This is a genomic window from Specibacter sp. AOP5-B1-6 (assembly GCF_052376555.1).
Classification (GTDB): domain Bacteria; phylum Actinomycetota; class Actinomycetes; order Actinomycetales; family Micrococcaceae; genus Specibacter.
The window spans coordinates 85,561-108,990 of sequence record NZ_JBQSVT010000003.1; the positions used below are offsets into that span (position 1 = coordinate 85,561).

A 23,430-nucleotide genomic window follows, 5' to 3' on the forward strand; every position below is an offset into this window, starting at 1 on the left:
AAATCCTACTTTGTGCGACCAAATGGCGGCGTTGACGGCCGGTCCCGCCGTCCGGGCATAGGCTGGACACATGATGGTAGGTTCCACTGAGCTGACGGATCATGCGGAAGCATGGTTTACCGGCTGGAGTGCGCTGCGGAGCTATCAAAGCCGCACCGGGCCGGGGTACTGGGCCGCGTTGCGCCTTGACCGCAGCGGAGACTGGGAGTACTTCACCTGCGACCCTGCACCCGCCGCCTTTACCGCCTTGGCAGCGGAAGTGACGGCCTCGGCCCGACGGGCCCTGTGCGTCATCGGACCCAATGTGCACGACTACGTGAAATTGGCACACAAGTGCGGCATGGGAATGATCTCAACCTCTGAGCAGCTCATGGTGTGCGACATGGACAACCAGGACAACCAGGATCCGTTCCTCGGTGATCCCGAGTTGGCGCTGGTCGTCAAGGACATTGGGGGCAAGCGCAGCGCCTCTGCATGCCAGGCCCGATTTTCAGTGGCCATTGTGCGCGGTGAAACAGTCATGGCCAGCGGCAAAGTGGGCATCTATGGTGACCACGCAATCTTTGACGGGCTGAAGACCCATCCCGCACACCGCCGTCGCGGCTTCGGGATGCTCATGATGAAAACCCTGACCGCGAGGGCCCTGGACTACCCTGTCACCACTGGATTGCTGGTGGCCAGCACCAGCGGACAGCGCCTGTACAGCAAACTTGGCTGGGCCGGACTGAGCCCCGTCACGATCCTGGTGCCCAAGGAACGGTTGGCTGAGCTGGCCAGGCTGTGACGGGCGCGGTGGGACAATGATGGGGTGCCCACCAATAATTCGTTGATCTCGCTGCTCGGCGGAGGACCGAACCCTGCGCAATTGCAGCATGTTCGCAGAATTCCTGCCCGGGAGGCAGTCAACGAGCCGTGGCCGGACTGGGTCCACCCCGACCTTGTCAGCGCGTATTCCTTCCTTGGCGTCACCGAACCGTGGCGCCACCAGGTGGCAGGCGCCAACGCCGCCCATGACGGCCGGCACACAGTTATCGCCACCGGCACTGCGTCCGGAAAATCTCTTGCCTATCAGCTGCCCGCCATTGACGCCGTCCACAGGGCCGCGCTGCGGGTGACTGAAAATCCGGGCCTGCTCGAGTCCGACGGCGCCGTTGCCTTGTACCTCTCCCCCACCAAGGCGCTCGCGGCAGACCAGCTGGCCGCGCTGACCTCGCTGAAGCTGCCCACGCTCCGCGCCGCCACCTACGATGGCGACACTGCCCCGGCCGACAGGCGCTGGATTCGCGACCACAGCAATTTCATTCTGTGCAACCCCGACATGCTGCACTTCGGTGTGCTGCCCAACCACACGTGGTGGGCCCGCTTCTTCAAACGCCTGAAATACGTTGTCATCGACGAAGCCCACAGCTACCGCGGCGTTTTCGGTTCGAATGTGGCAGTGCTCCTGCGGCGGCTCCGCCGTATTTGCGCCCACTACGGATCAAATCCCGTATTTATTGGGGCCTCCGCCACCTCGGCAGATCCCGGCACGTCCTTCGCCCGGCTCATCGGCGCACCCGTCACCACCATCACCGAGGACTGCTCTCCCCACGGCGCAACCACGGTGGCACTGTGGGAACCGGAACTCACGGACTTCAAGGGTGAGAACGGGGCCAAGTCCCGGCGCACCTCCATTGCTGAAACCTCCGATCTGCTGGCCAACCTGGTGTCCTCGCATGTGCGCACCATTGCCTTCATCAAGTCCCGGCGCGGCGCCGAGACCATTGCCAGCGTGACCAAACGGCTCCTGGACGACGTCGACCCCAGCCTTCCGCCACGCGTGGCCGCCTACCGCTCCGGTTACCTGCCCGAAGAACGGCGGGAGCTGGAGAAGGCACTGCGGGCCGGTGACCTGCTGGGTGTTTCCAGCACCTCCGCCCTCGAACTCGGCATTGACATTTCCGGACTGGATGCTGTGCTGGTTGCCGGCTGGCCGGGCACCAGGGCCTCCTTTTTCCAGCAAATCGGCCGGGCCGGCAGGGCGGGCCAAGACGCCTTGGCTGCCTTTGTGGCCAGTGACGACCCCTTGGACACGTTCCTGGTGCACCACCCCGAAGCCATTTTTGACCGGGCAGTCGAGGCCACGGTGTTTGATCCCGCGAACCCCTATGTGCTCGGCCCGCACCTGTGCGCGGCAGCCGCCGAACTGCCCATCACCCACCAGGACTTGGCCATATTTGATGCCAGCACCCCAGCCCTGCTTGACCAGCTGGTGGCGCAGGGCTATCTGCGCAAACGCCCGGCGGGCTGGTTCTGGACACATCCGCAAAGCGCGGCAGCGATGGTGAACCTGCGCGAGGACGGCGGCGGACCCATCAACATCATTGAGGCTGACACCGGAGCCCTGCTGGGAACCATGGGCTCGCCGCAGTCCCATTACCAGGCCCACACCGGCGCAGTGTACGTTCACCAGGGCACAAATTATGTGGTGCTTGAGCTCAACGAAGCCGACCACTGCGCGCTGGTCCGCCGGGGCACCCCCGACTTTTACACCACTGCCCGGGACGTCACCCAGATCGAGGTGCTGGAATCGGCAAAACACGAGTTGTGGGGTCCCGTCGAGATGCATTTTGGTTCCGTCCAGGTGCAAACCCAGGTTGTGTCCTTCCAACGCAAGGCCCTCATTTCCAACGAAGTGCTGGGCGAGGAACCACTGGAGCTGGAGGCCCGGGACCTGTTCACCAAAGCGGTCTGGTTCACCCTGGACAATGCAACGCTGCTTGCCGGCGGACTCGTTGAACCACAATTTCCGGGCGCCCTGCACGCCGCCGAACACGCCGCCATCGGTCTGCTCCCCCTGGTTGCCTCCAGCGACAGGTGGGATGTTGGCGGCGTGTCCACTGCCATTCACGCAGATACCGGGCAGCCGACAATTTTTGTCTACGACGGCCACCCGGGCGGGGCAGGATTTGCCGAGCGGGGCTTCGACATGGCCCGCGTCTGGCTCAAGGCCACCATGGACGCCATCGAGGCCTGTGAGTGCCAGTCGGGGTGCCCGTCCTGTGTCCAGTCACCCAAATGCGGCAATAAAAACAATCCCCTGGACAAGGCCGGCGCCGTCTTGCTGCTGAAGATCCTGCTCAACAACGCACCGGCGTGATTCCTCTGTTCATTTTTCAAGGTGCAAGTGCCGGATCCCGGTGTTGGAACGAGCTCTCATCCTTGGCAGATGAGGAGTTGGCAGATGAAAAGTTGTCAGGGCGGGCCGGGGCCGGCCGTGTCCGGTGGCGGGCCCGCTCTTGACTTGCCTGACGCCTGCCACGGCACCATGACACTGGCCGCTCCCTGCACCTGAACTTGCACCGACAAGTCGCCTGCCAACGTGCAGGCAAGCAGTTCTGCCCCGTGCCGCATTGCCACGTCGGCGGCAATCCTGCAGGGTTCCCCAGGCACAAGCCCCCTGTAGGCATCCGCGGCCGCAAGCGCCGCCAAATCCGCGGCGGTGGCTGCCTTGGCTGCCGCGACTGCCGCTTGGCCAAGTCCCAGCACCAGTGCCATGAGCAACAGCATGGCCAGGGCAAGTCCGGCGGCCAATACCGTTCCGGCACCTTCCTCACCCCTGGTCATCAAAGTCCCCACCCTGGACCACGGCGACTGTTCCGCAATGGCCTGCGCCCAACTGGCAGCCCGGATCCGCCACCCACCGCCACAGTGCCGACTTGTGGATTGATTTGCCTTGGCGCATCGCCAAGTTTTCCGGCTCCCGCTGAACGCCTGCCCCGTTGTTCCGGACTTCAACCCTGGCGCTGGCCTGTGCGGTCTGTGTCCAGGGAACCAGCCCGGACAGAACCCCGCCGACCTGACCCTCGACGGTGACGGTGGCATAGCCGCCGGAATGTCCCACTGAAACAGCCGCCTGCGCCCCGGACACCCGTGCAACTATTTCTTGGACCTGGGCTGTCGAGTCGCCACGGGCCAGGGCGCGAGCCCCCGCCCTGGCACCTTCTTCCAGCCTCAGTTGGAGGAGACCGGCGGAAGCACTGAGCAGGAGAATGGCCAGCAGCACAGTAATCGCCGGGAGGACCACGGCCAGTTCGGCCGTCACCGATCCCTTCTGGGCTGCTGTGCCCCGCACCCCGCTGGTACGGTCCTTACTCTGGGCGTGGTGCGTGGACGGCGCTTGGCCCTGGCGTGGGATTCGAGCCATGGCCCGATCCTGGCTTTCCAATGACATGCCGGCCCTCTTCTGTTGCCTGTGCGGGCTAGAAACTCAACGCCGTGCGAATGATGTTCAGGAGGAATCCCCGCACTTCATCGCTCTTGAGGATCACGACAAGGAGCCCGGCAAATCCCACAGCAGCCAGCGTTGCGATCGCGTATTCCGCAGTCGCCATGCCGGCCTCCAAGCTGGCCTTTGCCCACCGCGTCCCCTGCCCCGGATCCCCCGCCGGGTGTGGGCCGGCAGGGCGGTTCACCACGGGCGTGTTCGTGCTTGCCCCCGGAAAGATCTCCCGGACGTTTTCGGCGCCAGGTGCGCCGTCGGCACCGGGAACGAGTCCTCTGGCGACTTCATTGCTGTCCATTTTCACTCCTCGTATCAAGTGCTGATTCTCGGTTTCAGGCAATGCATCCTGCCGAAGCGGCCGGTCAAAAAAGCCTGGCGGACGCTGGTGTCGGTGCTGCCCCAGTTCGAATTCCGGGGCCGCATCCTGCTGGAAAACTGCCCGGTTCAAGCTGTTGCAGCAACTCTTCTCCCCGGAACGATTCGGCGAAAGGCCCCTTTGGCGATTGGTGGACTGCCCGGGGGCCAGCACGGCCTGTGGATGAATGAATGTGCCTGCCGCGCGCCCGAGCAGCTGTTCGGACCGTGACCGGCATGGAACATCGGCCCGCCCCAGAAAGCTGTAGGATCACGAGCTGGTTGGCACCTGTCCCGATTTCGTGGCATCAGCGTGTCATTTGCCCCAATTTCATGACACCACCTCAGGGCTAGGCCAAGTCTTCGAACGTTCCATTCACTGAAAGTCCCGGTTCTGCCTGTCACTGATCAGGGTTTCGTGTCACAAGTCGTTGGCTCGATTGCGGTCGTTAACAAGACCAAGGACCCTAGCTAGTCGATGCTCTGTCGGCTGTCCCGAATGGGGAACCTCCTGCGGGACGGATTCAGCACTTCATTGTCGAGTCAAGCGAATTCGGGTCTGTCCCCATTTCTGGATTTGGGGCAGTTCGGCATTGACACCATCTCGTTGGGGGAGTGCAGTTGGCACATGGCATCCCGACGGGTTGAGGCGAGTATCCGGATCACCGGCGGATTGCTGGTCATTGTTCTTGCCCTCATCTCGCTGATTATGATTTGGAGCCAGTCGCCGGAGGCATTGACTGGTATAGCGATCAGTCTGGCGGCTGGCGTTGTCATGTTTTCGGGTGCCATTATTGTGGTGGGCAGGACGCGGGCCGGGCGTATAGTCTTGACCCGGCGCAGGTGGAAGTATGGACTGCTCATTGGCGTCATCGTGGTCTACACCGTCATGGCTGTCGTCCTCAATCGTCCAGTTGGCAACCCGGGGCTGGCAGTCTTCCCGATTGTTGTGGGCTTATTTGTGGCCCAGTTGTTCGAGTCGGAAGCGGTGGCAGCTTCCAAGGCGGCACTGATCCTACTGACCGACCGCGATGTCCGGAGCTGGACGCGCATAGTCCGTGTGATGGCTGTTGCGGGAGTGGTTCTTTGCTGCATCAGCGCAGTGGCTGCAGTCGTCGGCAACTTTGTTCTTGTTTTCCTTGTTTTACCCGTGGCGATAATTTCCCTGTTCTTGGCAGGGACGATCTGGGTATGGCTCAGGTCCGTCAGGCGTCAGGCCAAAGCCAACCGGTAACCGGGCCGTTTGGACCAGTATCCATGGTCGACAGGCAGCGTCAGATCCGGTTTTTTCGGACTCGCATTCCCTTGACCCAAGATAATAGTGGCCCACTCAGTACTGCCGGCCACGACAAGGCTGGTGTCCGCGCCCAAGCTGCCGCAAGCGGAACGTCTCGCGGGATAGCTGCTGACGAAAGGGTCCTGCTTGCAGGCTCAGTATTCCAGCGCCTTAACGCAAGCTTTGAGTCCGTGAGTGAGCGAGAGGAGTTCTGAGGGGCTAAGTCCTGAAAGCATCCGCTCTTCGACTCTGTCCACTTCAGCTTGTGCGGCGGAGAGGATATCAGCACCAGCCGCCGTGAGTGCTGTCGGTAAAGCGCGACCGCTCTCTGGGCGGGAAGGGCGTTCGACCAGTCCACGTTCGAGTAATTGCTGCAGCATCGAGTTCATAGACTGGCGCGTCATAAATGTGGCGCGGGCCAGCCCCGCAGCGGAGATCCCCGGCTCGCGAAGCAGATGGTGAAGGCATGAGTACTGGGAAACAGTGAGAGAGTACCGGTGCAGCGCCTCCTCCATGCGAATCCGAAGCAATGATTGCGCCTGCTTGACCACGTATCCGACCTGTTGTTCCCGGTTGCTCATGTAAGAATTCTGACATAGTGTCTGGGTGTAAGGAAACTGACATACAAGGAGAATTATTATGGCCGTCACCGGTCCCGACTTCATTGCCCTGCAGGTACGCGACCTCGAGAAGGCCGCAGCCTTCTACGAGAACACCGTCGGTCTGACCCGGGCACCATTTTCGCCTCCTCACGCCGTCGTCTTCGACACCCAGCCGACCTTCGCGATTCGCGACCCCGAACCGGGCTTGGATCTCGAATCTGGCCCATTGGGGCTCGGCGTTGCGCTCTGGCTGCATGATCCTGAGGCCGTCGCCTTGCACAGTGCCGTAGCGGGGGCGGGTGCGACCATCCTGCGGGAACCCTTCGAGGGCCCATTCGGAATGACATTCGTCTTTCAGGATCCCGACGGTTACACAATCACCATTCACGATCGCGCCACACGCATCTAACCCGGGCAGGTCGGTGCCGTTTCAAGTGGAAACGAGTACCTCAAAGCCTATAATCACACACAGGGAACTACCTCGGTCCCAAATGGCTGGGCGAGTTCAACCGATTGAACTCGCCATGCCATTTAGACGCCACAGTAAGCCGGTTCACCGCTGGAACATGCGCAGAGGGTTTCTGACATTTTCGAAACCGCATGGTTCTGCGAGAGCCAGATACCCGTATGCCCTGCCCGAGTAAATGCCCAGTCAACGCGCGGGCGTTATACGGGGCAGAATTCACGTACCCACGTTCCTACTGATCTGGCCCCGGCGAACGCGAGCTCGATGCCCGCCTGGAACTTCGGTGTCACACTGGATTTGGTCATCGCGTGCGGGATACCGGCCACGATTTTTACAAGCCGTGATGTACATCGAAGGAAAGTGACACGAATGTGAGAATTCCCCGGCTCCAGCTTGAATCATCGTTGCAGGTCAGACCGATCCGCTGGTGACAGGCAGCGTGGGATCCTACAAAAACCCGGAAGCCTCAAACGCCTCAAAGAACGGGGATCATGGCCATCACCACGGGCACGACGCCCAGGGCGATGAATGCCGGCAGCGAGCAAAGCCCGAGCGGGAGGACAAGCTTCACGCCCAGCGCCGCTGCACGCTTCTCGGCAGTGCGGGCGGCAGCCGTGCGGCATTGTTTCGCCTCGGCGTAAAGTAAGGGGGCCGCGGAGGCACCCGTCAGGGCGCCAAAGCTCAGGGCGTCGTGGATTCGGGCAACGTCGCTGCGGGCCAGGTTCCCTTCCCACGAGTTTTGCCACGATGCCCCGATCTCCAGACCTGCGACCACCCGCAACAGGCTCTCCCGCAGCCGCGGTTCCGACACCTCAGCCACCACACGCAAGGCATTTTGGACCGTCAATCCGGAGTCCAACGCACTGCCCAGCAATTCCAACAAAAGCGGCACCGACGCCACTCCTCCGGACACCACAGGCGCTGCACTGCCACGGCCTCCCTCGATGCCGTGCGCCCTCGTCGCGTCTTCACCGGCGGCGCTGCGGAAATTCCGGTTCCTGGCTCGGAAGCGCCGGTCCCCGAGTGGACTGCCAGGGGATGCACCCCACAAGCACAGGACGGCCAATGCGGCCAGCACCAGGACCAGTACTGCACCCATGGCTACCGCCTCCGCCCGGACAGGGTTTGAACGGGACGCGCGGCGGAGGAGATCATTTTTGCCGACCATGTCCGTCCCACGACAGCAAACCCCACACCAGCGGCGAGGACGGTCCACCCGACCGGGCTGCCAAACAACGCCGCCAACGGGTCGACACCCATCACCATGCCCAGCCCAAGTCCCACGAATGGCAACCAGGTCAGCAGCCGCACGGTGGCTCGCGGTCCTGCGAGCGCCGTTTCCCGCAAAGCCGCTGCGTCATGATCGGCCTCGATTGCGGCTGCCAACCGGTCCAGGACCGCGGCGACGGGGGCCCCGCTTGCCTCACACACTTCAAAACATGCAGCCACATCCAGCCAGGTCCTGCGCTGCTGAGGCGTCAGGGTGCCACTGCCTTGGCGGCGCTCGCCACCGTGGCCGGCCGATTCTCCGCAGGCATTGCGAATTGCCGAAGCTGTTGGCAGCCCCATGGCGCTGGCCCGTTGGACCGCCAGCACCAGCAAAAGCGTGGCGTCCGGCCCCGAGGCAGATTGACCTGCCCGACCCGTGCCCGCCATCTGTTGCCGTTGGGCGCCTGCTGCCCTGGCTAAATCCGCGCCCCCGGCACCAACCCGGCCCCTGGCTTCGGCACCGGCACCTTGCACACGGCGTTGTTCCGCGGCCAGAACCTGTGCCATTGCGCTCCAAAGAATTGGTCCGGTGCGCCCTGCCGCCAGCAGGGATGCCAGCTGCCGGACAAGCCGCGGAAGCGACTCTTGCGGCGGTGGGCGTTGTCGGGCAAAGGCGCCGGGGCCGTGTCTTGCAGGCCGGCGTGGAGGTGTCCGCCAGGGGGTTCGGCCGCCGGCGAAGAGCCAGCACGCTGCGCTTGACAGGGCAAAAACCAATAGTGTGTTCATGGCCGGGCGGCAGTTTTGCTGGCAGAGGTGTCACGACGTTGCGGATCGTCCAAGAGTTCCTCGAGACCCAACCTCGCCGCGAGAGGCGCCCAACCTGGGCCTTGGACCAGTCCGGCCGTCAGCATGCCAGGCTGGTTGGCGGACTGGTCCACAGACCCGTCGTCAGGATTGCCGCCAGGCTGCTCCCCGGGCACGACGGCGGCCTGGCCGGCAGGCAGGCCGGCGTGCCTGCCGCGGTCCGGGCCGTCCCGCCGTCGTTCTTCCAATCCGCCGCTCTCCTGCCCAGCAACAGCCGCCAGCGACAGGGCAGGCACGACCTCCAGTCTGCCGTTGTGCAATTCCACCATCGCAATCTCGGCGAGGATGCGGCGCCCCTTGGCCCGGGTCAGGTGGATGACGACGTCAAGGGCACTGGCCCCTTGCAGGAACACCGCTTCAGGTGTCATGGAAGCGAGGGCTCCCAAAGCGGCAAGCCGGGCCGGCACATCACGGGCGCTGTTGGCGTGGATGGTCCCGCCTCCCCCGCTGTGGCCGGTGTTCATCGCCATCAACAGCTCGCGGACCTCCCTGCCCCGGCACTCGCCCACAATCAGTCGGCCCGGATTCATGCGCAGGGCCTGGCGCACCAGTTCCGCCAGGTCCACGGCCCCCGCACCCTCCGCGTTTTCGTGGCGCGCCTCCAGCGTCACCACGTGGGGATGCTCCGGCTCGAGTTCAGCAGCATCTTCGATGAGAACCAGCCGTTCCTGCGCAGGGCACAGTCCCAGGAGCGTCGACAACAGGGTGGTCTTTCCAGCTCCCGTCGCCCCGCTGATGAGAAAGTTCAGCCGGTGCCCAACCACTGCAACCAACACCTGTGCGAGCAGCGGTTCGATGCTTCCGGCGGCAACCATTTGGGCCAGGGTCAGGACGGTGCGGCGTTTGATGCGGATGGACAGCAGGGTTCCTGTTGCGGAGATGGGCGGCAGGACCGCGTGAATGCGGTACCCGGAGGCAATCTTCACATCGACGCACGGGCTGCTTTCATCGAGCCTGCGCCCGCCGCTGGCCACAAGTCGCACCGCGAGCGCGCGCAGCTCGGCCTCGCCGGAAAACCCCACGGCCACCCGTTCCGGCCCGGCCCCGCGGTCCTGCCACACCGAGTCCGGGGCGTTGACAAAGATGTCAGTCACGTTGGGATCCTTCACCAGTCCTTGCAGCGGTCCCAGCCCGTTGAGTTCTGCTGCAATCCGTTCCATGGCCACCAGGGATCCGGCCGCGCCAAGCAGCCGGCCGCTTTCCCTGACGGCTGCAGCAACTTGAAGGTCCGTCACCGGCCCCGACTGGGCCAGGACGCTGCGCCGGACAACATCCAACAGCTGCGCGTCCACGGCACCGTCCCACGGCCCCTGGGCACGGTCCTTCGAGGACTTCTCCGCATTCACTGTTTGTTCCGCCCCGGAGTCCCGCCCCTGTTTGGCGTGTCTCCTGCCATCCACACCAGGACGTTGGCGACGAGGGTCCGCACCGGCCGACGTCGCAGCAGTTCCGGCAGGCGTCGGGACTCCAGCGCCTCCGCCACGCCGCGCAGCCTTGGCAGCCGGCCAACAAGCGGCAGACCCACCGCGGCAGCCACCATCGTGGCATCGAGTCCCTCCCCGAGCGGTCCGCGCACGACTGCCGCCACCGGCATGGGCGGCAGCTCCTCCAGCATTTGCAGGGCGGCAGCGGCAGCCCTGGCCCGTGCCGGAACAACCACCACCAGGCCATTGCACTGCAGGGCCAGTGAATTGAAGGCATCCGGGGTCCTGCCCAAATCCACAACGACCAGCCCATAGGCGCCCCGGGCAGCACGCATGACCTCCGCCTCGGCGGTTTGGACTCCGCCCGGGACCGCATCCGGTGCCCGACCAACAGCCAATAAATCCGGGGAGGGTACAGCGAACGCGCCGCCCGGTGCTTGGACTCCGGCTGACTTGTGGCTGCTGTCCCACGACAGCAGTGTCAACCCGGCGAGCTGCGGAAGCGAGGCGGCCAAGTGTTCGGGATTGATGGCCCCAGATGCCCGCAGCAACTCCGGCCAGCGCAGCCCCGGGACGTCTTCCGCCGACAACGCAGCGCACAAGCCGCCGCCCCAGGGATCCCCGTCAACCAGCAACGTCCTAGTGCCCCGCCGCGCGGCCTCGGCTGCCACCAACACCGCGAGCGTCGACGCACCAGCCCCGCCGCACCCGCCCACAATGCCGACCACCCCGGCCCCCGAGGCTGGATTCCGCAGGCAACTCAAATAGTTCGCCAGCCAGGGCGCGGAATCCGGCAGGATCGCGACCCGGTCGGCGCCCAACAGCTCTGCCTGCTGCCACATCTGCGCTGAATCCCGGACAAAGCCAACAACCGCGGTGGGGCCGCGCCAGCCCGCAAGCCCCGCCGCCACACCCGTGTCGGTCAGGAGCGCGGAATCAACCAGCACCGCGGCCACATCGTCCCAGCGGCCGGCAACGTTCCCGAAGCCGTCCCCCACGATCAGTTCGACGGCGGCTGCCGCGCTGACCCGCCCCACAGCGCCTTGGAGTTCAACGGAAGCGGACAGCAGCAAAACTGTGGTGTCCCGGCGGGGAAGCCAAGCCTCCGGCGCCGGGCCACGGGGCAGGTCGTTGCGGCGTCTCATAATGCAACTGTGCCCTCCTCCCGTGCCGGATCGCACGCCCCCGGGGCAATAAGTGGAGAAGCTGGCGGGCGGGGGCGGCTGTGGAGGAATTAAGCCCGCGGCCAGTGGAGAATGGAAACCATGTACGCATTGCTGGCCATGGGCCCCGAAGCCTCCTCTGCCGTGGTCCAGCTCAGGCACGACGACGGCACCCCCGCCGCTGCCGTCCAAACGCTGTCACTGCCAGCCCTGGGTTCGGCAGTGCGGGGCCTGGAAGAGGCTCACCGCCCCCGCTGGGTCTGGGACCGGGCGTCGAATTGGTACCCGCAGCTGCTCGCGGCAGACGTGCGGGTTGAACGGTGCCACGACCTGGCCCTGTGCCAAAACATTTTGCTGCAATCGGAGTTTGCCGCCAACACCGGCTACCAGCAGCAGTTCACCCCGCTGCCACCGGAAATCGATGCGCTCCGGCAAGGCTCGTCATCCATGGGGACACACGCGGGCCAGGACAGCTTGTTTGACGCCCCCGCAGCAAACACAGGCACTCCCGCCTGGGATCTTGCCTCCGTGGCACGGGAACTGGGCGCCCAAAAGGCGGCTGTCAATTCCTCCACACACCCACCCAGGCTCACTCTTTTGCTCAGTGCGGAATCTGCCGGCGCTTTGGTGGCCGCTGAGATGCAGCATGCAGGCATCCCGTGGCGGGAAGACCTGCACAGGAAGCTGCTCAATGACTTGCTGGGTCCCGAACCAACCAACCAAACCCGCCCGGAAAAATTGGAGGCACTGGCCGCACAGCTGCGCGCCGCACTCTCCGCCCCCGCGCTCAATCCAGACTCCCCGCAGGACTTGATACGGGCCCTGCACAGGGCCGGAATTGACGTGAAATCAACACGAAGTTGGGAGCTGATGGAGTTCAAGGACCCCGCCATTGAGCCCCTGCTCGCCTACCGGAAACTCAGCCGGCTGTACACCACCAACGGCTGGAACTGGCTCCAACAATGGGTCCGTGACGGTCGTTTTCACTCCGAGTATGTCGTTGGTGGCGTGGTGTCGGGCCGGTGGGCCTCGCGCGGAGGCGGTGCAATGCAGATCCCCGCACAAATCCGCGGAGCCGCCGTCGCCGACCCCGGACACACCTTCGTCGTCGCCGACGCGGCGCAATTGGAACCACGGGTCCTGGCCGCACTGGCGCAGGACACAGCCATGGCCGCCGCCGGCCAGGACTCAGCCGGCCAAAACAAGGACCTCTACGCCGGCATCGCAGCCCAGGGCTTCGGCGGAGATCGCAGCATGGCCAAAATTGCCCTGCTCGGCGCCATTTACGGTGCCACCACGGGAGAATCCGGCCGGCTCGTCCCCCAGCTGGCCCGCATGTACCCCCGCGCCCTGGACTTCGTGGAACAAGCAGCCCGCGCGGGTGAACGCGGCGAACGCGTGAGCACCTATTTGGGCCGCAGCACCCCGCCCACCACCCAGGAATGGCATGACGGCCAGCGAAGCTCCACGGCCCAGGAACAACGCCGCGCCGAGTCGGCTGCCCGGTCTCGGGGCCGGTTCACCCGCAACTTTGTGGTGCAGGGAACGGCTGCCGAATGGGCCTGCTGCTGGTTGGCTGACTTACGACGTCGGCTGCGGGCACTGGCGGCCGACTCACCTGGCGCCGGGGGAACCTCCGCGCAGGGAACACCGCAATTGGTGGCGTTCCTGCACGACGAGGTGGTGGTGCACTGCCCGCTCAACCTGGTGGAGGAAGTCACCCGAATTCTCCACGAATCGTCCAAGGCTGCAACCGAGCTGATCTTTGGAAGGATTCCGCTGGAATTTCCCGTCAATGTCGTCGTTGTCGAATGCTACGCGGACGCCAAATAGTTCCGTGGCTAAATCGGGGCCGGGATTTCCCGGTGTTCATCCCAGGGCACGGCCCAGCCGAGTTCAGCAAAAACATAGCTGAGGATGCCCGCCGTGAATCCCCACACCACCACCTCATTGACAACGAACGCCGGGCCCCGATAGCTGTGCCCGTCTCGGGCCAGGACGGCCGTGTAGCGGTTGTCCGGGTCGAGCAGGTCCCGCACGGGCACCCTGAATACCTGGGCGGATTCGCCATAGTCGACGACGTCGACGGGCGTTTGCCGCGCCCACCAGCCAACCACGGGGGTGACCATGAAATTGCTGACGGACAAGGGAATCTCGGGCAGCGTCCCCAGAACTTCAACGCCCAAGGGGTCCAGTCCTGTTTCTTCTTCGGCCTCACGCAAGGCGGCGGCCGCCACGGACGCATCGCCCGGGTCCACTCCCCCGCCGGGGAAAGCCACCTGGCCGGGGTGGTTGTTCAAGGTCGCGGCGCGTTCGATCAGCAACACGTCCAAGTCTGCGGATGCCAGCGGTTTTTCGGACGCCGCAGGGATGCTGTCCAGGGCGCCAAAGAGCATCAGCACCGCGGCCTTGCGGAACGTTGCCGCGTCTTTGGGCGCCAGCCACAGCGCCGGCCGGCCCAACCTCTCGGTGTCAGGATCCGCCGTCGTCGCGGCCAGCGTCCCGGCAAGCACTGCCAAATCCGCATAAGCACTCATCGGAGCGCTTCCTTGGGTGGGGCGGCAGTCTTGGCCGGGGAGCCGGTGGTGCGCGCGGCAAGCTGGGATTCCTGCCGGTATTGCGCAGCATTGTCCACATCGGACAGCATGCGTGCCAGCAACTCCTCCTGCCCGGGTGCCAGCTCATACTTGAGCAGCTTCGCAGCCTTCACCGGATCCACTTCGCCATCCCCGTAGGCGGGGCACAGGTGGGCGATGGGACAGGCCCCGCAGGCTGGTTTCCGTGCATGGCAGATGCGCCGCCCGTGGAACACGACCCGGTGCGAAACCATGGTCCAGTCGTTGGCTTCAAACAAGGCTGCCACGTCGGCCTCAATCCGCACCGGGTCCATGGATTCGGTCCAGCCAAAACGGCGGGCCAGCCTGATGAAGTGCGTGTCCACGGTGATGCCCGGCACCCCAAAGGCATTGCCGAGCACCACGTTCGCGGTTTTCCGCCCGACTCCCGGGAGCGTCACCAGGGCGTCAAGGGAACCGGGGACGACGCCGTCGTACTCGTCAACCAGCCGGGCGGCCAGGGCGAGCAGGTTCGCGGCCTTGGCCCGGAAAAACCCCGTTGACTTGATCAGTTCTTCCAGCTCCACGCTCGGCGCCTGGGCCAGCGCCAACGGGGTGGGGAAGCGGGCAAAGAGCGCCGGGGTCACCGCATTGACGCGAATGTCGGTGGTCTGCGCCGAGAGCACCGTGGCCACCAGCAGCTCAAAGGGGTTCCGGAAATCGAGCTCTGCATGCGCATACGGGTACAGCTGCGCCAGTTCACGGTTGATCTTCCGGGCCCGGCGCTTGAGACCCAGCGCCGATTCCGGTGCCACAGTGGCCGTCGCTACTCGCTGTCCGAGGCGCGCTCGATCCCGACCAGGTCCAGCAGCACGCCCGTCTTGCCGTGGTTGTCTTGGACGAGGAAGCTGTTTCCGCGGTCTTCCAGCGCCAAAATCCACGAGCCCGGTGTCAGCTTGAAAATGAATTGGCGGGTTTTTTCATCAATCACGTTCTGCGGACGGTCGACGGCGAACCAGAACGGTTCGGCGATGACGCGGGCGGCCCCGGCCTTCGGGTTCACCGTGGCGGCAATGCTTTCCTTCGCCGGGCTTGCTGCAGCGTTGCTGGCAGCCTCGTCCTTCGCGGCACTGTCCGTTGATGCACTGCTCGATGCTGCGGCGTTCGTTGCGGCAGCCGTTGTGATGCTGCTCGTTGCGGCATTGCCGCCTGCAGGCTGGGCGACCTGCGGGTTCAGCGTCGTTGCGGCAGCATCATCGGACGATCCGGATACACCTTGGTCCCTCGAAGCCGGAGTTGCCGAGGCCGCAGCGATGGGAGCTGCTGCGTCCGAGCCGGTCGGCTTTCCTTCGCCGGCCTGCGCGGCGGACTGGCTGCTGGCCGCTGCTGCACCGTGTGAGGTCCCGGCCCCACTGGCTGCCTCCCGCCTGGTCGCATCCCCGGCACCTGCGGGCTGGGTTGCGACAGGCTGGCCTGAAGCGGATTGACCTGCGGCGGACTGGCTGCCGGCAATGCCGGCACCTGCTGCTGCACCGGAAAGACCACCGGCGGCCGCGGCGGCGGCTTGCGCTGCGGGGGCCTGGCTTGATCGAGACTGCGCGGCACCAGCCTGGGCCGCACCGGCATGTCCGGCGGGGTTGGAGCTGTTGGCTGGCGTGAAAATCTGGCCAGCCGAGGTGTGTCCGGCTGGAGCCTGGCCAGCGGAGCGGGCGCCCGTCTGCGCCTCGGCGGCATTTTCCGCAGAGACGTTCTGGCCCTGGTTGCCCTGGCCCTGTCCGGGCTGTGCAACACCGGACTGCGTGACACCGGGCTGTGCAACACCGGACTGTGCATCACCAAACGGCATGCCGCCGGTCTGCACGCCGCCAGCGGAGGCGGGTGCACCGGGCTTGGCGCCAGCGGGCTTGGGCGTCGCGGGCCGTTTGGCCGCGGGTGCGGCGTCACGGGCGGCCACATGGGCGGGCACCTCTGTCCTGCCGGCAAAGTCGGACGCCAGGAAGGGAACCCACTGGGCGCAAACGGTGGCAACGAGCAACAGCAGTGACCCGATCAAGCCCACAAGGAAGGCGATCCGGAAGTTGGTGACGGTGCCGGTGAAAAAGAAGAACGTGGCGAAGGCTGCCACGACGGAGGCGAACTGGTCAATCGACAGCGACCCGATGCGTACCTTGGTTCCGGGGCTCAGCCGCCGGGCGAGAAACAAGCCGCCAACAACCAAAGGCAGGACAACGCCAACGCCAATGTAGAACAGGCCGTTGGTGTTCCACAGGTTGAGGCTGCCGGTGAGTGTGACAATGATGGGCACCACGGAGGCGATGAAAATAATCGCAACCGATCCCAGGACGACGAGGTCCCGGATGGTCAGCGGGCCAACTGCGGCAGTGCTGACAGCTGGACCCTCAGGGCTTGTGGCTGCCTGTGTAGAAGGCATGTGTTGCTCTGTCATGGTCTTACTCCTCAACGTGACGATTACTTCCCACCCTAGTTACCGCGGAGAGGCAACACTAGCTAGCCACAGCTTAATCAGGCCAAAACATGCGCCGATGGGGAGAACTGCCCATCGCTCCCGCGGCCGCCGGCGCGCACTTGAGCGCAGATATGGCCCCGCTGACCCCACAGCCCTGTGACGGCAAACACGTTGGGGTGTGGGAAGCGCTACAGTTAAAGCTGGAACAAAACGTTGTCCTCAGCCACCATTCCGCACGCTGCGCCCAGCTTCCTTAACATGGAGCGCTGGCGCCGCGCGGTTGGGTTTTCGCGGGGCGCCAGCAATGAAGGAACGAAGGGATTTTAGATGTCTGAGGTCACAACCGCAGCCGACAACCAGTCCGGAGACGCACTGGAGAACCTGCTCACGGAGAACCGCCAGTTCGCGCCGAGCGTGGAATTTGCCGCCAATGCGGTCATCCACAGCGACGAATATGACAAGGCCAATGCCGACCGTCCCGCGTTCTGGGGCCAGCAGGCGCGCGAACTCCTTTCCTGGTCCAAGCCGTTCACCAAGACGTTGGACTGGACCAACCCGCCTTTTGCCACCTGGTTTGAGGACGGCGAAATCAACGCCGCCTACAACGCGCTGGACCGCCATGTTGAGGCTGGCAACGGCGACCGCGTCGCCATCCACTTCGAGGGCGAGCCCGGCGACACCCGCAGCTACACCTATGCGCAGCTCACCGAGGAGGTCAAGAAGGCGGCGAACGCCTTTGAAACCCTGGGCTTGGTCAAGGGCGACCGCGTGGCCGTCTACCTGCCCATGATCCCGGAGGCCGTCATCACGATGCTGGCCTGCGCCCGCATCGGCGCCATCCACTCGGTCGTCTTTGGCGGTTTCTCCGCCGACGCCCTGCGCAGCCGCGTCGACGACGCAGAGGCCAAACTCGTCATCACCGCGGACGGCACCTTCCGCCGCGGCAAACCCAGTGCCCTGAAGCCCGCCGTGGACCAAGCGCTCACCGCGCCGGGGCACTCGGTGCAGCACGTCGTCGTCGTCAAGCGCAACGGCGAGCCGGTCGACTGGGTTGAGGGCCGCGATGTCTGGTGGGACGACACCGTCAGCGCCGCCTCCCCCGAGCACACCGCCGTCGGGCATGCCGCCGAGCACCCCCTTTTCATCCTCTACACTTCCGGCACCACGGGCACGCCCAAGGGCATCCTGCACACCACCGGCGGCTACCTGACCCAGACCGCGTACACGCACCGCGCCGTGTTCGACCTGCACCCGGAGACGGATGTCTTCTGGTGCACGGCCGACGTCGGATGGGTCACCGGCCACTCCTACGTCGCCTATGCGCCGCTCGTCAATGGTGCCACCCAGGTCATCTACGAGGGCACCCCGGACTCCCCGCACCAGGGCCGCTTCTGGGAGATCGTGGAAAAATACAAGGTCTCCATCCTGTACACGGCCCCGACGGCCATCCGCACGTTCATGAAGTGGGGCGAAGACATCCCCGCCAAGTACGATCTCTCCTCCATCCGCCTGCTCGGCTCTGTGGGCGAGCCCATCAACCCCGAAGCCTGGATGTGGTACCGCCGCGTCATCGGCAACGACCTGGCCCCCGTGGTGGACACCTGGTGGCAGACCGAAACCGGCGCCATCATGATTGCCCCGCTGCCCGGCGTCACAGCGGCCAAGCCCGGCTCCGCCCAAGTCCCCATGCCCGGCATCGCCATCGACGTGGTGGACGAACTCGGCACCTCCGTGCCGCACGGACACGGCGGCTACCTTGTCATCCGCGAGCCGTGGCCCGCCATGCTGCGCGGCATCTGGGGCGACAAGGAACGCTACAAGGACACGTACTGGTCGCGTTTCGATGACATGTACTTTGCCGGAGACGGCGCCAAGTGGGACACCGACGGCGACATCTGGCTCCTGGGCCGCGTCGACGACGTCATGAACGTCTCGGGCCACCGCCTTTCCACCACGGAGATCGAATCCGCCCTGGTCAGCCACCCGTCCGTCGCGGAAGCCGCCGTCGTCGGTGCTGCCGACGAGACCACCGGCCAGTCCGTCGCGGCGTTCGTGATCCTGCGCGGCTCGGCCGTGGATGATCCAGACATCGTCACCACGCTGCGCAACCATGTGGGCAAGGAAATCGGCCCGATCGCCAAGCCGAAGACCATCCTGGTGGTCCCGGAACTGCCCAAGACCCGTTCGGGGAAGATCATGCGCCGCCTGCTCAAGGACGTGGCCGAGGGCCGCGCCGTGGGCGACTCGTCAACGCTGGCCGACAACACGGTCATGAACCAGATCGCGGAATCCCTCCGCAAGTAACCCCCGCCCTTCAACTACCCCGCAGAAGTGGTTGCTGAATCAATCGTTTTCGTTTGATTTCACAACCATTTCTGCGGGGCAGTTGTTTAAACGGGCGGGTCTGTTGCGCTGGTGGGGCATTATTAAGCCATGACTCCTTCGACTGCACCGCACCGCGGCGCCCTGCTGATCCTCAATGGCCCCAACCTGAACCTGCTGGGCACCCGCGAACCCGGGATTTACGGCACAGCCACCCTGGCCGACGTCGAACAGCTCACCGAAGCGGCCGCCGAGACCGCCGGGTTCACTGCCACCTGCCTGCAGTCCAACCACGAGGGCGCCCTGGTCGACGCCATCCATGCGGCGCGGGGCACGGCGGTGGGCATCATCATCAACGCGGGCGCCTACACGCACACCTCGGTGGCGCTCCGTGACGCCATCGCCGCCGTCGAACTTCCGGCGGTGGAGGTGCACATCTCCAATGTGCACCAGCGTGAGGAATTCAGGCACCATTCGTACCTCTCGGCCGTGTGCCAGACAGTCATTGTGGGTGCCGGGATCCACGGCTACGAGCTCGCCGTGAGCGCCCTGGACAAGTCCCTGGGCTAAAGTGCCGGGCAAGTCACGGCCCTAAGTCACCTGCCCTAAACCCACACGACCATAGGCCCCGGCAGGACGACGGCGCACCGCGGACGCTGGCTCTCAGCCCACCTTGCAGGAACCCGATTCAACCGCGCTGCTGAGCATGGGCGCCGCCGAGATGACGGGGCCGGCTTCCTCCATGGTCAGGGCAAAGCCGACGTTGTCGGTGGAGGTTGCCTTCGCGAAGACGACCCCAATGACGCGTCCAGCCTCGTCCAGCAGGGGCCCGCCCGAGTTGCCCGACTGGACGTTGCCGGCCAGCTGGTAGACATCCAGTGCCGACTTGGCGCCCCCGGTGATGTCCGGGACCAGCATGGGCCCTGCGGACAGGACCGTTGCCGGGCGCACCTGCAGGGGTCCGCCGAGGGGATAGCCGGCAAATGCGGCAACGGTGTTCCCGGGCACGGTCGGCGCCGTGGACAGCGGGTCCGCATCCAAGGAATCGACGGCGAGAATGGCCAGGTCCTTGACCTGATCGAAGTACACGACACGGGCGGGCAGTGCGCCTTGCTTTTGGGTCTGCACCACGGGCATGGAGACGCCGGCAACGACGTGTGCATTGGTCAAAACCCGCCCGGGTGAGACCACGAACCCGGTGCCCGTCTGGTTTTGGCCGCACTGGAAGGCGGTGCCTGAAATCTTCATGACCGACCGTGCCGCGGCATTCCATGCGTCCGTGTTTGTGTCGGCGTTGGGTGCGGCAACTTCCACATTGGTGCCCGAGGGGTTCAGCAGTGCCGGCATCCCCTCTTCCAGCACCAGGGAACGGATCTGGGCGACGGCAGCCTTGACGGGGTCGGGGGTCCAGGAATCGATCCGTGAAATAACCTGCGAACCGCTGAGCTGCTTGGAAACTGCCGGGATGCCCAGGTTCGAGACGCCAAAAGCCAGCATGGAGATGACAAGGGCGCCCACAACAACATTCAACGCCCCGCCCAGAAGCCGGTTCACGGCACGGACGGGTTCTGATTTAACGCGCCGCCCCAGCGCCCGGCCCAGACGCATTCCCACGGCGTGGCCAACGGCAATCAACAGGATCGTGGCACCAATCACCATGGCCGTCCGCCAGCCCGGGCTTGGTGCGAACTGGTTCACGAACGGCGCCGCGAAGAAGGCTGCCACCGCGCCCGCCACAAACCCGGCGAGGCCGCCCAGGGCAACCACCAGCCCGACGTTCAAACCGTAGATCAGTTGCCACAAAAGCCATATGATCAGCACCGCATCCAGCCATGAGAACCCAAACACCCTTGCGCACAGCCTCTCCCGGGCACCGGCCCTCAACTTGGTTTGCGGGCACAACCGTGCCCGGCTCCACATGTTACCGGGGCAAGCCGTGTAACACCTGAACTTATAGGGCGCCAAAACTGCCAATATGCTGACAACGAACGCCTGGAATGCCAAATTGGTCACAAAAGCGGAAAAGTTCTGAAACAATCAGTATTAGGTCACTACTGATTAGCTACATACTGTAAGGAGTTTTCATGGACATCGAGGTACTACGCCGGGCACCACTATTCGCCACGCTCGACGACGAGGCATTCCGCCTGTTGACCGACGAGCTGGCCGAGGTGGACCTCTCCCGCGGCGCTTCAGTTTTCCGTGAGGGCGACCAGGGCGATCAGCTGTACTTCATTGTGTCAGGCAAGGTAAAGCTGGGACGCACGTCGTCGGACGGCCGCGAATCACTGGTTGCCATCCTTGGCCCGGGCGAGCTGTTCGGTGAAATGGCGCTCTTCGACCCGGCACCGCGCAGCACCACTGCCACCGCCGTTTCCGAAACCCGCCTGGCCGGCTTGAAGAACGAATCCCTCAACGCCCTGCTCCGCAACCGCCCCGAGGTCTCCATGCAGCTCCTGCAGGCCCTTGCCCGGCGCCTGCGCCGCACCAACGACAACCTGTCGGACCTGGTCTTCTCGGACGTCCCCGGCCGTGTGGCCAAGGCCATCCTGGACCTGGCAGACCGTTTCGGCCGCCCGGCAACCGACGGCATCCTTGTCGCCCACGAGCTCACGCAGGAAGAACTGGCCCAGCTGGTCGGCGCGTCCCGCGAGACCGTCAACAAGGCCCTGGCCGAGTTCGTCCAGCGCGGCTGGCTGCGTCTCGAAGCCCGGGCCGTCGTGATCTTGGACGTCAACCGGCTGCGCCAGCGTTCACGCTAGTCCCCACTGGAGGACAACCCACCGACGAAAGGGCCCGGTCACCATGTGGTGGCCGGGCCCTTTCGTCACATTTTTGCGCACGTGGGAGGCAAAACAGCCGCCGCCGGGCAGCAGCAGAACGGCAGCGCGGCTACCGTTCCCGGCAGGGGCCGCCCTCGGACATTGGGGCCGTCGGCACTTCCAGGCTGAGGTGTTCCTGCGCATCCGCCACGAGCTTCGGCCGGTATTCGTTGATGGGCCGCTTGTGGTTCAGGTAGGCAATGCAGCCCCGGGCGGCGGCGATCTTTTCCAAAATGATCTCCACACCCGGCACCACGAGTTCGCCCAGCGTCAGGCCGATGGTGGCGGGCTGCCCAATTTCATCACCCAGGGCAGTGTTGGTGCGGTCGGCCAGAATGTCTGCGGCGCTGGCCCACCGGCCCCAGACGCCCTTGCTTGTCAGCCGTGCCGGCTCCTGGTTGATGGGCCTGGCTGCCGCAAAGTAGCGCGTGTCAAAGCGCCTGTGCGCAAAATCCGGGCTCGTCCAATGGCTCAGCGGCTTGAGCAGGTCCGTGCGCAGGGCCAGCCCGTAGCGGTCAAGCAGCGCGGCGAAGGTCGAATCCTGGGTGGCAATGGACTCGCGCGCCCGCATCCATTCGGTCCCGGAGATGTTTTCCACCAACGAGGACGCGTCCGGTCCGGCGAGCAAAACACCCGTCTCTTCAAACAGCTCGCGGATGGCCGCCACCACGTGGCGCTTGGCCAAGCTGCTGTCGTCCGTGCCCAGGGCCTTGGCCCACGCAACGGGCGAGGGCCCCACCCAGTCGGTGACGTCGTCGTCCGCGGGTTCGATGGTGCCTCCCGGAAACGCCACCGTGCCCAGCGGCGACCCGCCCGGCCGATATGTCAAAAACGTCTGCAGGCCGCTGGGGCTGTCCTTCAACAACACCACCGACGACGCCTGCCGCGGTTTGCTGGGCGTGCGTGCGCCAAACTCCACCCACGCCTGCGCAGCTTCCCGCTGATCGTCGTTCAGCGGGAAACACCGCGTGCCCGCGGGCCGGAAGCCCGCGGAATCGCTACTGGAATTCGGCAATCAGCTCAACCTCAACAGGGGAATCCAAAGGCAAAACGGATACCCCGACGGCGGAACGTGCGTGCACGCCGGCCTCACCAAATACTTCACCCAGGAGCTCGGATGCGCCGTTGATGACGCCCGGCTGGCCGGTGAAGGACGGATCGGAGGCAACAAAGCCGACAACCTTCACGATGCGGGTCACGCGGTCAAGGTCACCAATGACGCTTTTAAGCGCTGCAATGGCGTTGATTGCGGAGGTTGCGGCCATGGACTTTGCGTCCTCAGCTGAAACCTCGGCGCCGACCTTGCCGGTACCTGTGAGTTTGCCGTCAATAAAAGGCAGCTGGCCGGAGGTGTAAACGTAGTTGCCCGTGATCACTGCCGGTACATAGGCAGCCACCGGCGGGGTCACGGGCGGCAGGCTTAAGCCCAGCTCGGCCAGGCGGGCCTCAATGCAGGGGGTTCCTTGAGTTGGCGCGGCGGTCATGGTTAGGCCTTCTCCCGTTTCAGGTAGGCAACCAGTCCTTTTCCGTCGGGACCGGGAACCACCTGCACCAGCTCCCAGCCGTCGTCACCCCATTGGTCGAGGATCTGCTTCGTCGCGTGGATAATAAGTGGAATTGTGGAGTACTCCCATTTGGTCAT

24 protein-coding genes are annotated in these 23,430 nt (G+C 64.8%); 9 read left to right on the forward strand and 15 right to left on the reverse strand.

The features are described from left to right. The first annotated feature begins 70 nt into the window (after positions 1–70). Both ACT3TS_RS02400 and ACT3TS_RS02405 read left to right on the forward strand, forming a co-directional pair. Complete coding sequence (locus ACT3TS_RS02400; protein ID WP_444529887.1) at positions 71–784, forward strand: GNAT family N-acetyltransferase; 714 nt, start codon at positions 71–73, stop codon at positions 782–784. 24 nt (positions 785–808) lie between these two features. Further along, complete coding sequence (locus tag ACT3TS_RS02405; RefSeq protein ID WP_444529888.1) at positions 809–3,139, forward strand: DEAD/DEAH box helicase; 2,331 nt, start codon at positions 809–811, stop codon at positions 3,137–3,139. A gap of 95 nt (positions 3,140–3,234) precedes the next feature. Here the strand turns inward: ACT3TS_RS02405 and ACT3TS_RS02410 are convergent, their stop codons facing one another. Genes ACT3TS_RS02410 through ACT3TS_RS02420 form a run of 3 tightly spaced genes read right to left on the reverse strand, consistent with a single transcriptional unit; the run spans position 3,235 to position 4,562 of the window. Then, positions 3,235–3,606: an Rv3654c family TadE-like protein gene (locus tag ACT3TS_RS02410; RefSeq protein WP_444529889.1), complete on the reverse strand. Its 372-nt coding sequence runs from the start codon at positions 3,604–3,606 to the stop codon at positions 3,235–3,237. Next, positions 3,593–4,186 (reverse strand): TadE family type IV pilus minor pilin, encoded by a 594-nt coding sequence (locus ACT3TS_RS02415; RefSeq protein WP_444529890.1) that lies wholly within the window; start codon positions 4,184–4,186, stop codon positions 3,593–3,595. The genes ACT3TS_RS02410 and ACT3TS_RS02415 overlap by 14 nt, the downstream gene beginning before the upstream one ends. Positions 4,187–4,241: 55 nt before the next feature. Then, positions 4,242–4,562 (reverse strand): DUF4244 domain-containing protein, encoded by a 321-nt coding sequence (locus ACT3TS_RS02420; RefSeq protein ID WP_444529891.1) that lies wholly within the window; start codon positions 4,560–4,562, stop codon positions 4,242–4,244. An 18-nt stretch (positions 4,563–4,580) separates the two neighbouring features. Here ACT3TS_RS02420 and ACT3TS_RS02425 point away from each other — a divergent pair, with 18 nt between their 5' ends. Continuing rightward, a complete protein-coding gene (locus tag ACT3TS_RS02425) occupies positions 4,581–4,850 on the forward strand; it encodes a hypothetical protein (RefSeq protein ID WP_444529892.1) in 270 nt (89 codons plus the stop codon). A 396-nt stretch (positions 4,851–5,246) separates the two neighbouring features. After that, complete coding sequence (locus tag ACT3TS_RS02430) at positions 5,247–5,852, forward strand: hypothetical protein (protein ID WP_444529893.1); 606 nt, start codon at positions 5,247–5,249, stop codon at positions 5,850–5,852. Positions 5,853–6,049: 197 nt separating this feature from the next. On the opposite strand, the gene ACT3TS_RS02435 is transcribed toward ACT3TS_RS02430, so the two are convergent. Continuing rightward, positions 6,050–6,475 carry a MarR family winged helix-turn-helix transcriptional regulator gene (locus ACT3TS_RS02435; protein ID WP_444529894.1) on the reverse strand — a complete coding sequence of 142 codons (426 nt, stop codon included), beginning with the start codon at positions 6,473–6,475 and terminating at the stop codon, positions 6,050–6,052. Between the two features lie 58 nt (positions 6,476–6,533). On the opposite strand from ACT3TS_RS02435, the gene ACT3TS_RS02440 reads away from it, so the two are divergent. Then, entirely contained in the window at positions 6,534–6,905 is a 372-nt protein-coding gene (locus tag ACT3TS_RS02440; protein WP_218712980.1) for a VOC family protein, read from the forward strand. Positions 6,906–7,437: 532 nt separating this feature from the next. Here the strand turns inward: ACT3TS_RS02440 and ACT3TS_RS02445 are convergent. The 4 genes from ACT3TS_RS02445 to ssd form a co-directional block, all read right to left on the reverse strand. Continuing rightward, on the reverse strand, positions 7,438–8,061 hold the full coding sequence (locus ACT3TS_RS02445) for a type II secretion system F family protein (RefSeq protein ID WP_444529895.1): 624 nt from the start codon (positions 8,059–8,061) through the stop codon (positions 7,438–7,440). A 2-nt stretch (positions 8,062–8,063) separates the two neighbouring features. Continuing rightward, complete coding sequence (locus tag ACT3TS_RS02450; RefSeq protein WP_444529896.1) at positions 8,064–8,738, reverse strand: type II secretion system F family protein; 675 nt, start codon at positions 8,736–8,738, stop codon at positions 8,064–8,066. A 215-nt stretch (positions 8,739–8,953) separates the two neighbouring features. Beyond that, entirely contained in the window at positions 8,954–10,381 is a 1,428-nt protein-coding gene (locus ACT3TS_RS02455; protein WP_444529897.1) for a TadA family conjugal transfer-associated ATPase, read from the reverse strand. Next, the gene (ssd, locus tag ACT3TS_RS02460; protein ID WP_444529898.1) at positions 10,378–11,604 is read right to left on the reverse strand and encodes a septum site-determining protein Ssd; all 1,227 of its coding nucleotides are present in this window, start codon (positions 11,602–11,604) and stop codon (positions 10,378–10,380) included. Before ssd ends, ACT3TS_RS02455 begins: the two co-directional genes overlap by 4 nt. 120 nt (positions 11,605–11,724) lie before the next feature. Between ssd and ACT3TS_RS02465 the strand changes: the two genes are divergently transcribed. Continuing rightward, complete coding sequence (locus tag ACT3TS_RS02465) at positions 11,725–13,455, forward strand: bifunctional 3'-5' exonuclease/DNA polymerase (RefSeq protein WP_444529899.1); 1,731 nt, start codon at positions 11,725–11,727, stop codon at positions 13,453–13,455. An 8-nt stretch (positions 13,456–13,463) separates the two neighbouring features. Here ACT3TS_RS02465 and ACT3TS_RS02470 read toward each other — a convergent pair whose 3' ends face one another. Genes ACT3TS_RS02470 through ACT3TS_RS02480 form a run of 3 tightly spaced genes read right to left on the reverse strand, consistent with a single transcriptional unit; the run spans position 13,464 to position 16,623 of the window. After that, positions 13,464–14,159 (reverse strand): NUDIX hydrolase, encoded by a 696-nt coding sequence (locus tag ACT3TS_RS02470; protein WP_444529900.1) that lies wholly within the window; start codon positions 14,157–14,159, stop codon positions 13,464–13,466. After that, positions 14,156–14,992: an endonuclease III gene (nth, locus tag ACT3TS_RS02475; protein ID WP_444529901.1), complete on the reverse strand. Its 837-nt coding sequence runs from the start codon at positions 14,990–14,992 to the stop codon at positions 14,156–14,158. The genes ACT3TS_RS02470 and nth overlap by 4 nt, the downstream gene beginning before the upstream one ends. An 11-nt stretch (positions 14,993–15,003) precedes the next feature. Beyond that, complete coding sequence (locus ACT3TS_RS02480) at positions 15,004–16,623, reverse strand: hypothetical protein (RefSeq protein ID WP_444529902.1); 1,620 nt, start codon at positions 16,621–16,623, stop codon at positions 15,004–15,006. A 348-nt stretch (positions 16,624–16,971) separates the two neighbouring features. Here ACT3TS_RS02480 and acs point away from each other — a divergent pair, with 348 nt between their 5' ends. Then, positions 16,972–18,948: an acetate--CoA ligase gene (acs, locus tag ACT3TS_RS02485; RefSeq protein ID WP_444529903.1), complete on the forward strand. Its 1,977-nt coding sequence runs from the start codon at positions 16,972–16,974 to the stop codon at positions 18,946–18,948. Between the two features lie 129 nt (positions 18,949–19,077). Next, a complete protein-coding gene (aroQ, locus tag ACT3TS_RS02490; protein WP_444529904.1) occupies positions 19,078–19,536 on the forward strand; it encodes a type II 3-dehydroquinate dehydratase in 459 nt (152 codons plus the stop codon). A gap of 93 nt (positions 19,537–19,629) precedes the next feature. Here the strand turns inward: aroQ and ACT3TS_RS02495 are convergent, their stop codons facing one another. Next, entirely contained in the window at positions 19,630–20,814 is a 1,185-nt protein-coding gene (locus ACT3TS_RS02495; RefSeq protein WP_444529905.1) for a MarP family serine protease, read from the reverse strand. Between the two features lie 236 nt (positions 20,815–21,050). On the opposite strand from ACT3TS_RS02495, the gene ACT3TS_RS02500 reads away from it, so the two are divergent. Continuing rightward, positions 21,051–21,728 (forward strand): Crp/Fnr family transcriptional regulator, encoded by a 678-nt coding sequence (locus tag ACT3TS_RS02500; RefSeq protein ID WP_038465875.1) that lies wholly within the window; start codon positions 21,051–21,053, stop codon positions 21,726–21,728. A gap of 130 nt (positions 21,729–21,858) precedes the next feature. Here ACT3TS_RS02500 and ACT3TS_RS02505 read toward each other — a convergent pair whose 3' ends face one another. From ACT3TS_RS02505 to ACT3TS_RS02515, 3 genes are read right to left on the reverse strand one after another with little or no spacing between them, the layout of a single operon-like run. Then, positions 21,859–22,803: an NUDIX hydrolase gene (locus ACT3TS_RS02505; protein ID WP_444529906.1), complete on the reverse strand. Its 945-nt coding sequence runs from the start codon at positions 22,801–22,803 to the stop codon at positions 21,859–21,861. After that, positions 22,787–23,272, reverse strand: coding sequence for a RidA family protein (locus tag ACT3TS_RS02510; protein WP_444529907.1), 486 nt, complete (start codon positions 23,270–23,272; stop codon positions 22,787–22,789). The genes ACT3TS_RS02505 and ACT3TS_RS02510 overlap by 17 nt, the downstream gene beginning before the upstream one ends. A gap of 2 nt (positions 23,273–23,274) precedes the next feature. Further along, complete coding sequence (locus tag ACT3TS_RS02515; RefSeq protein WP_444529908.1) at positions 23,275–23,430, reverse strand: hypothetical protein; 156 nt, start codon at positions 23,428–23,430, stop codon at positions 23,275–23,277.

Bases quoted from the DNA above. Each gene is read 5' to 3' on its own strand.
- ACT3TS_RS02400 (WP_444529887.1), top strand. From the start codon at position 71: ATGATGGTAGGTTCCACTGAGCTGACGGATCATGCGGAAGCATGGTTT.
- ACT3TS_RS02410 (WP_444529889.1), bottom strand. From the start codon at position 3,606: ATGACCAGGGGTGAGGAAGGTGCCGGAACGGTATTGGCCGCCGGACTT.
- ACT3TS_RS02415 (WP_444529890.1), bottom strand. From the start codon at position 4,186: ATGGCTCGAATCCCACGCCAGGGCCAAGCGCCGTCCACGCACCACGCC.
- ACT3TS_RS02420 (WP_444529891.1), bottom strand. From the start codon at position 4,562: ATGGACAGCAATGAAGTCGCCAGAGGACTCGTTCCCGGTGCCGACGGC.
- ACT3TS_RS02430 (WP_444529893.1), top strand. From the start codon at position 5,247: ATGGCATCCCGACGGGTTGAGGCGAGTATCCGGATCACCGGCGGATTG.
- ACT3TS_RS02435 (WP_444529894.1), bottom strand. From the start codon at position 6,475: ATGAGCAACCGGGAACAACAGGTCGGATACGTGGTCAAGCAGGCGCAA.
- ACT3TS_RS02440 (WP_218712980.1), top strand. From the start codon at position 6,534: ATGGCCGTCACCGGTCCCGACTTCATTGCCCTGCAGGTACGCGACCTC.
- ACT3TS_RS02445 (WP_444529895.1), bottom strand. From the start codon at position 8,061: ATGGGTGCAGTACTGGTCCTGGTGCTGGCCGCATTGGCCGTCCTGTGC.
- ACT3TS_RS02450 (WP_444529896.1), bottom strand. From the start codon at position 8,738: ATGGCACAGGTTCTGGCCGCGGAACAACGCCGTGTGCAAGGTGCCGGT.
- ssd (WP_444529898.1), bottom strand. From the start codon at position 11,604: ATGAGACGCCGCAACGACCTGCCCCGTGGCCCGGCGCCGGAGGCTTGG.
- ACT3TS_RS02465 (WP_444529899.1), top strand. From the start codon at position 11,725: ATGTACGCATTGCTGGCCATGGGCCCCGAAGCCTCCTCTGCCGTGGTC.
- ACT3TS_RS02470 (WP_444529900.1), bottom strand. From the start codon at position 14,159: ATGAGTGCTTATGCGGATTTGGCAGTGCTTGCCGGGACGCTGGCCGCG.
- ACT3TS_RS02480 (WP_444529902.1), bottom strand. From the start codon at position 16,623: ATGACAGAGCAACACATGCCTTCTACACAGGCAGCCACAAGCCCTGAG.
- acs (WP_444529903.1), top strand. From the start codon at position 16,972: ATGTCTGAGGTCACAACCGCAGCCGACAACCAGTCCGGAGACGCACTG.
- aroQ (WP_444529904.1), top strand. From the start codon at position 19,078: ATGACTCCTTCGACTGCACCGCACCGCGGCGCCCTGCTGATCCTCAAT.
- ACT3TS_RS02500 (WP_038465875.1), top strand. From the start codon at position 21,051: ATGGACATCGAGGTACTACGCCGGGCACCACTATTCGCCACGCTCGAC.
- ACT3TS_RS02510 (WP_444529907.1), bottom strand. From the start codon at position 23,272: ATGACCGCCGCGCCAACTCAAGGAACCCCCTGCATTGAGGCCCGCCTG.
- ACT3TS_RS02515 (WP_444529908.1), bottom strand. From the start codon at position 23,430: ATGACCAAATGGGAGTACTCCACAATTCCACTTATTATCCACGCGACG.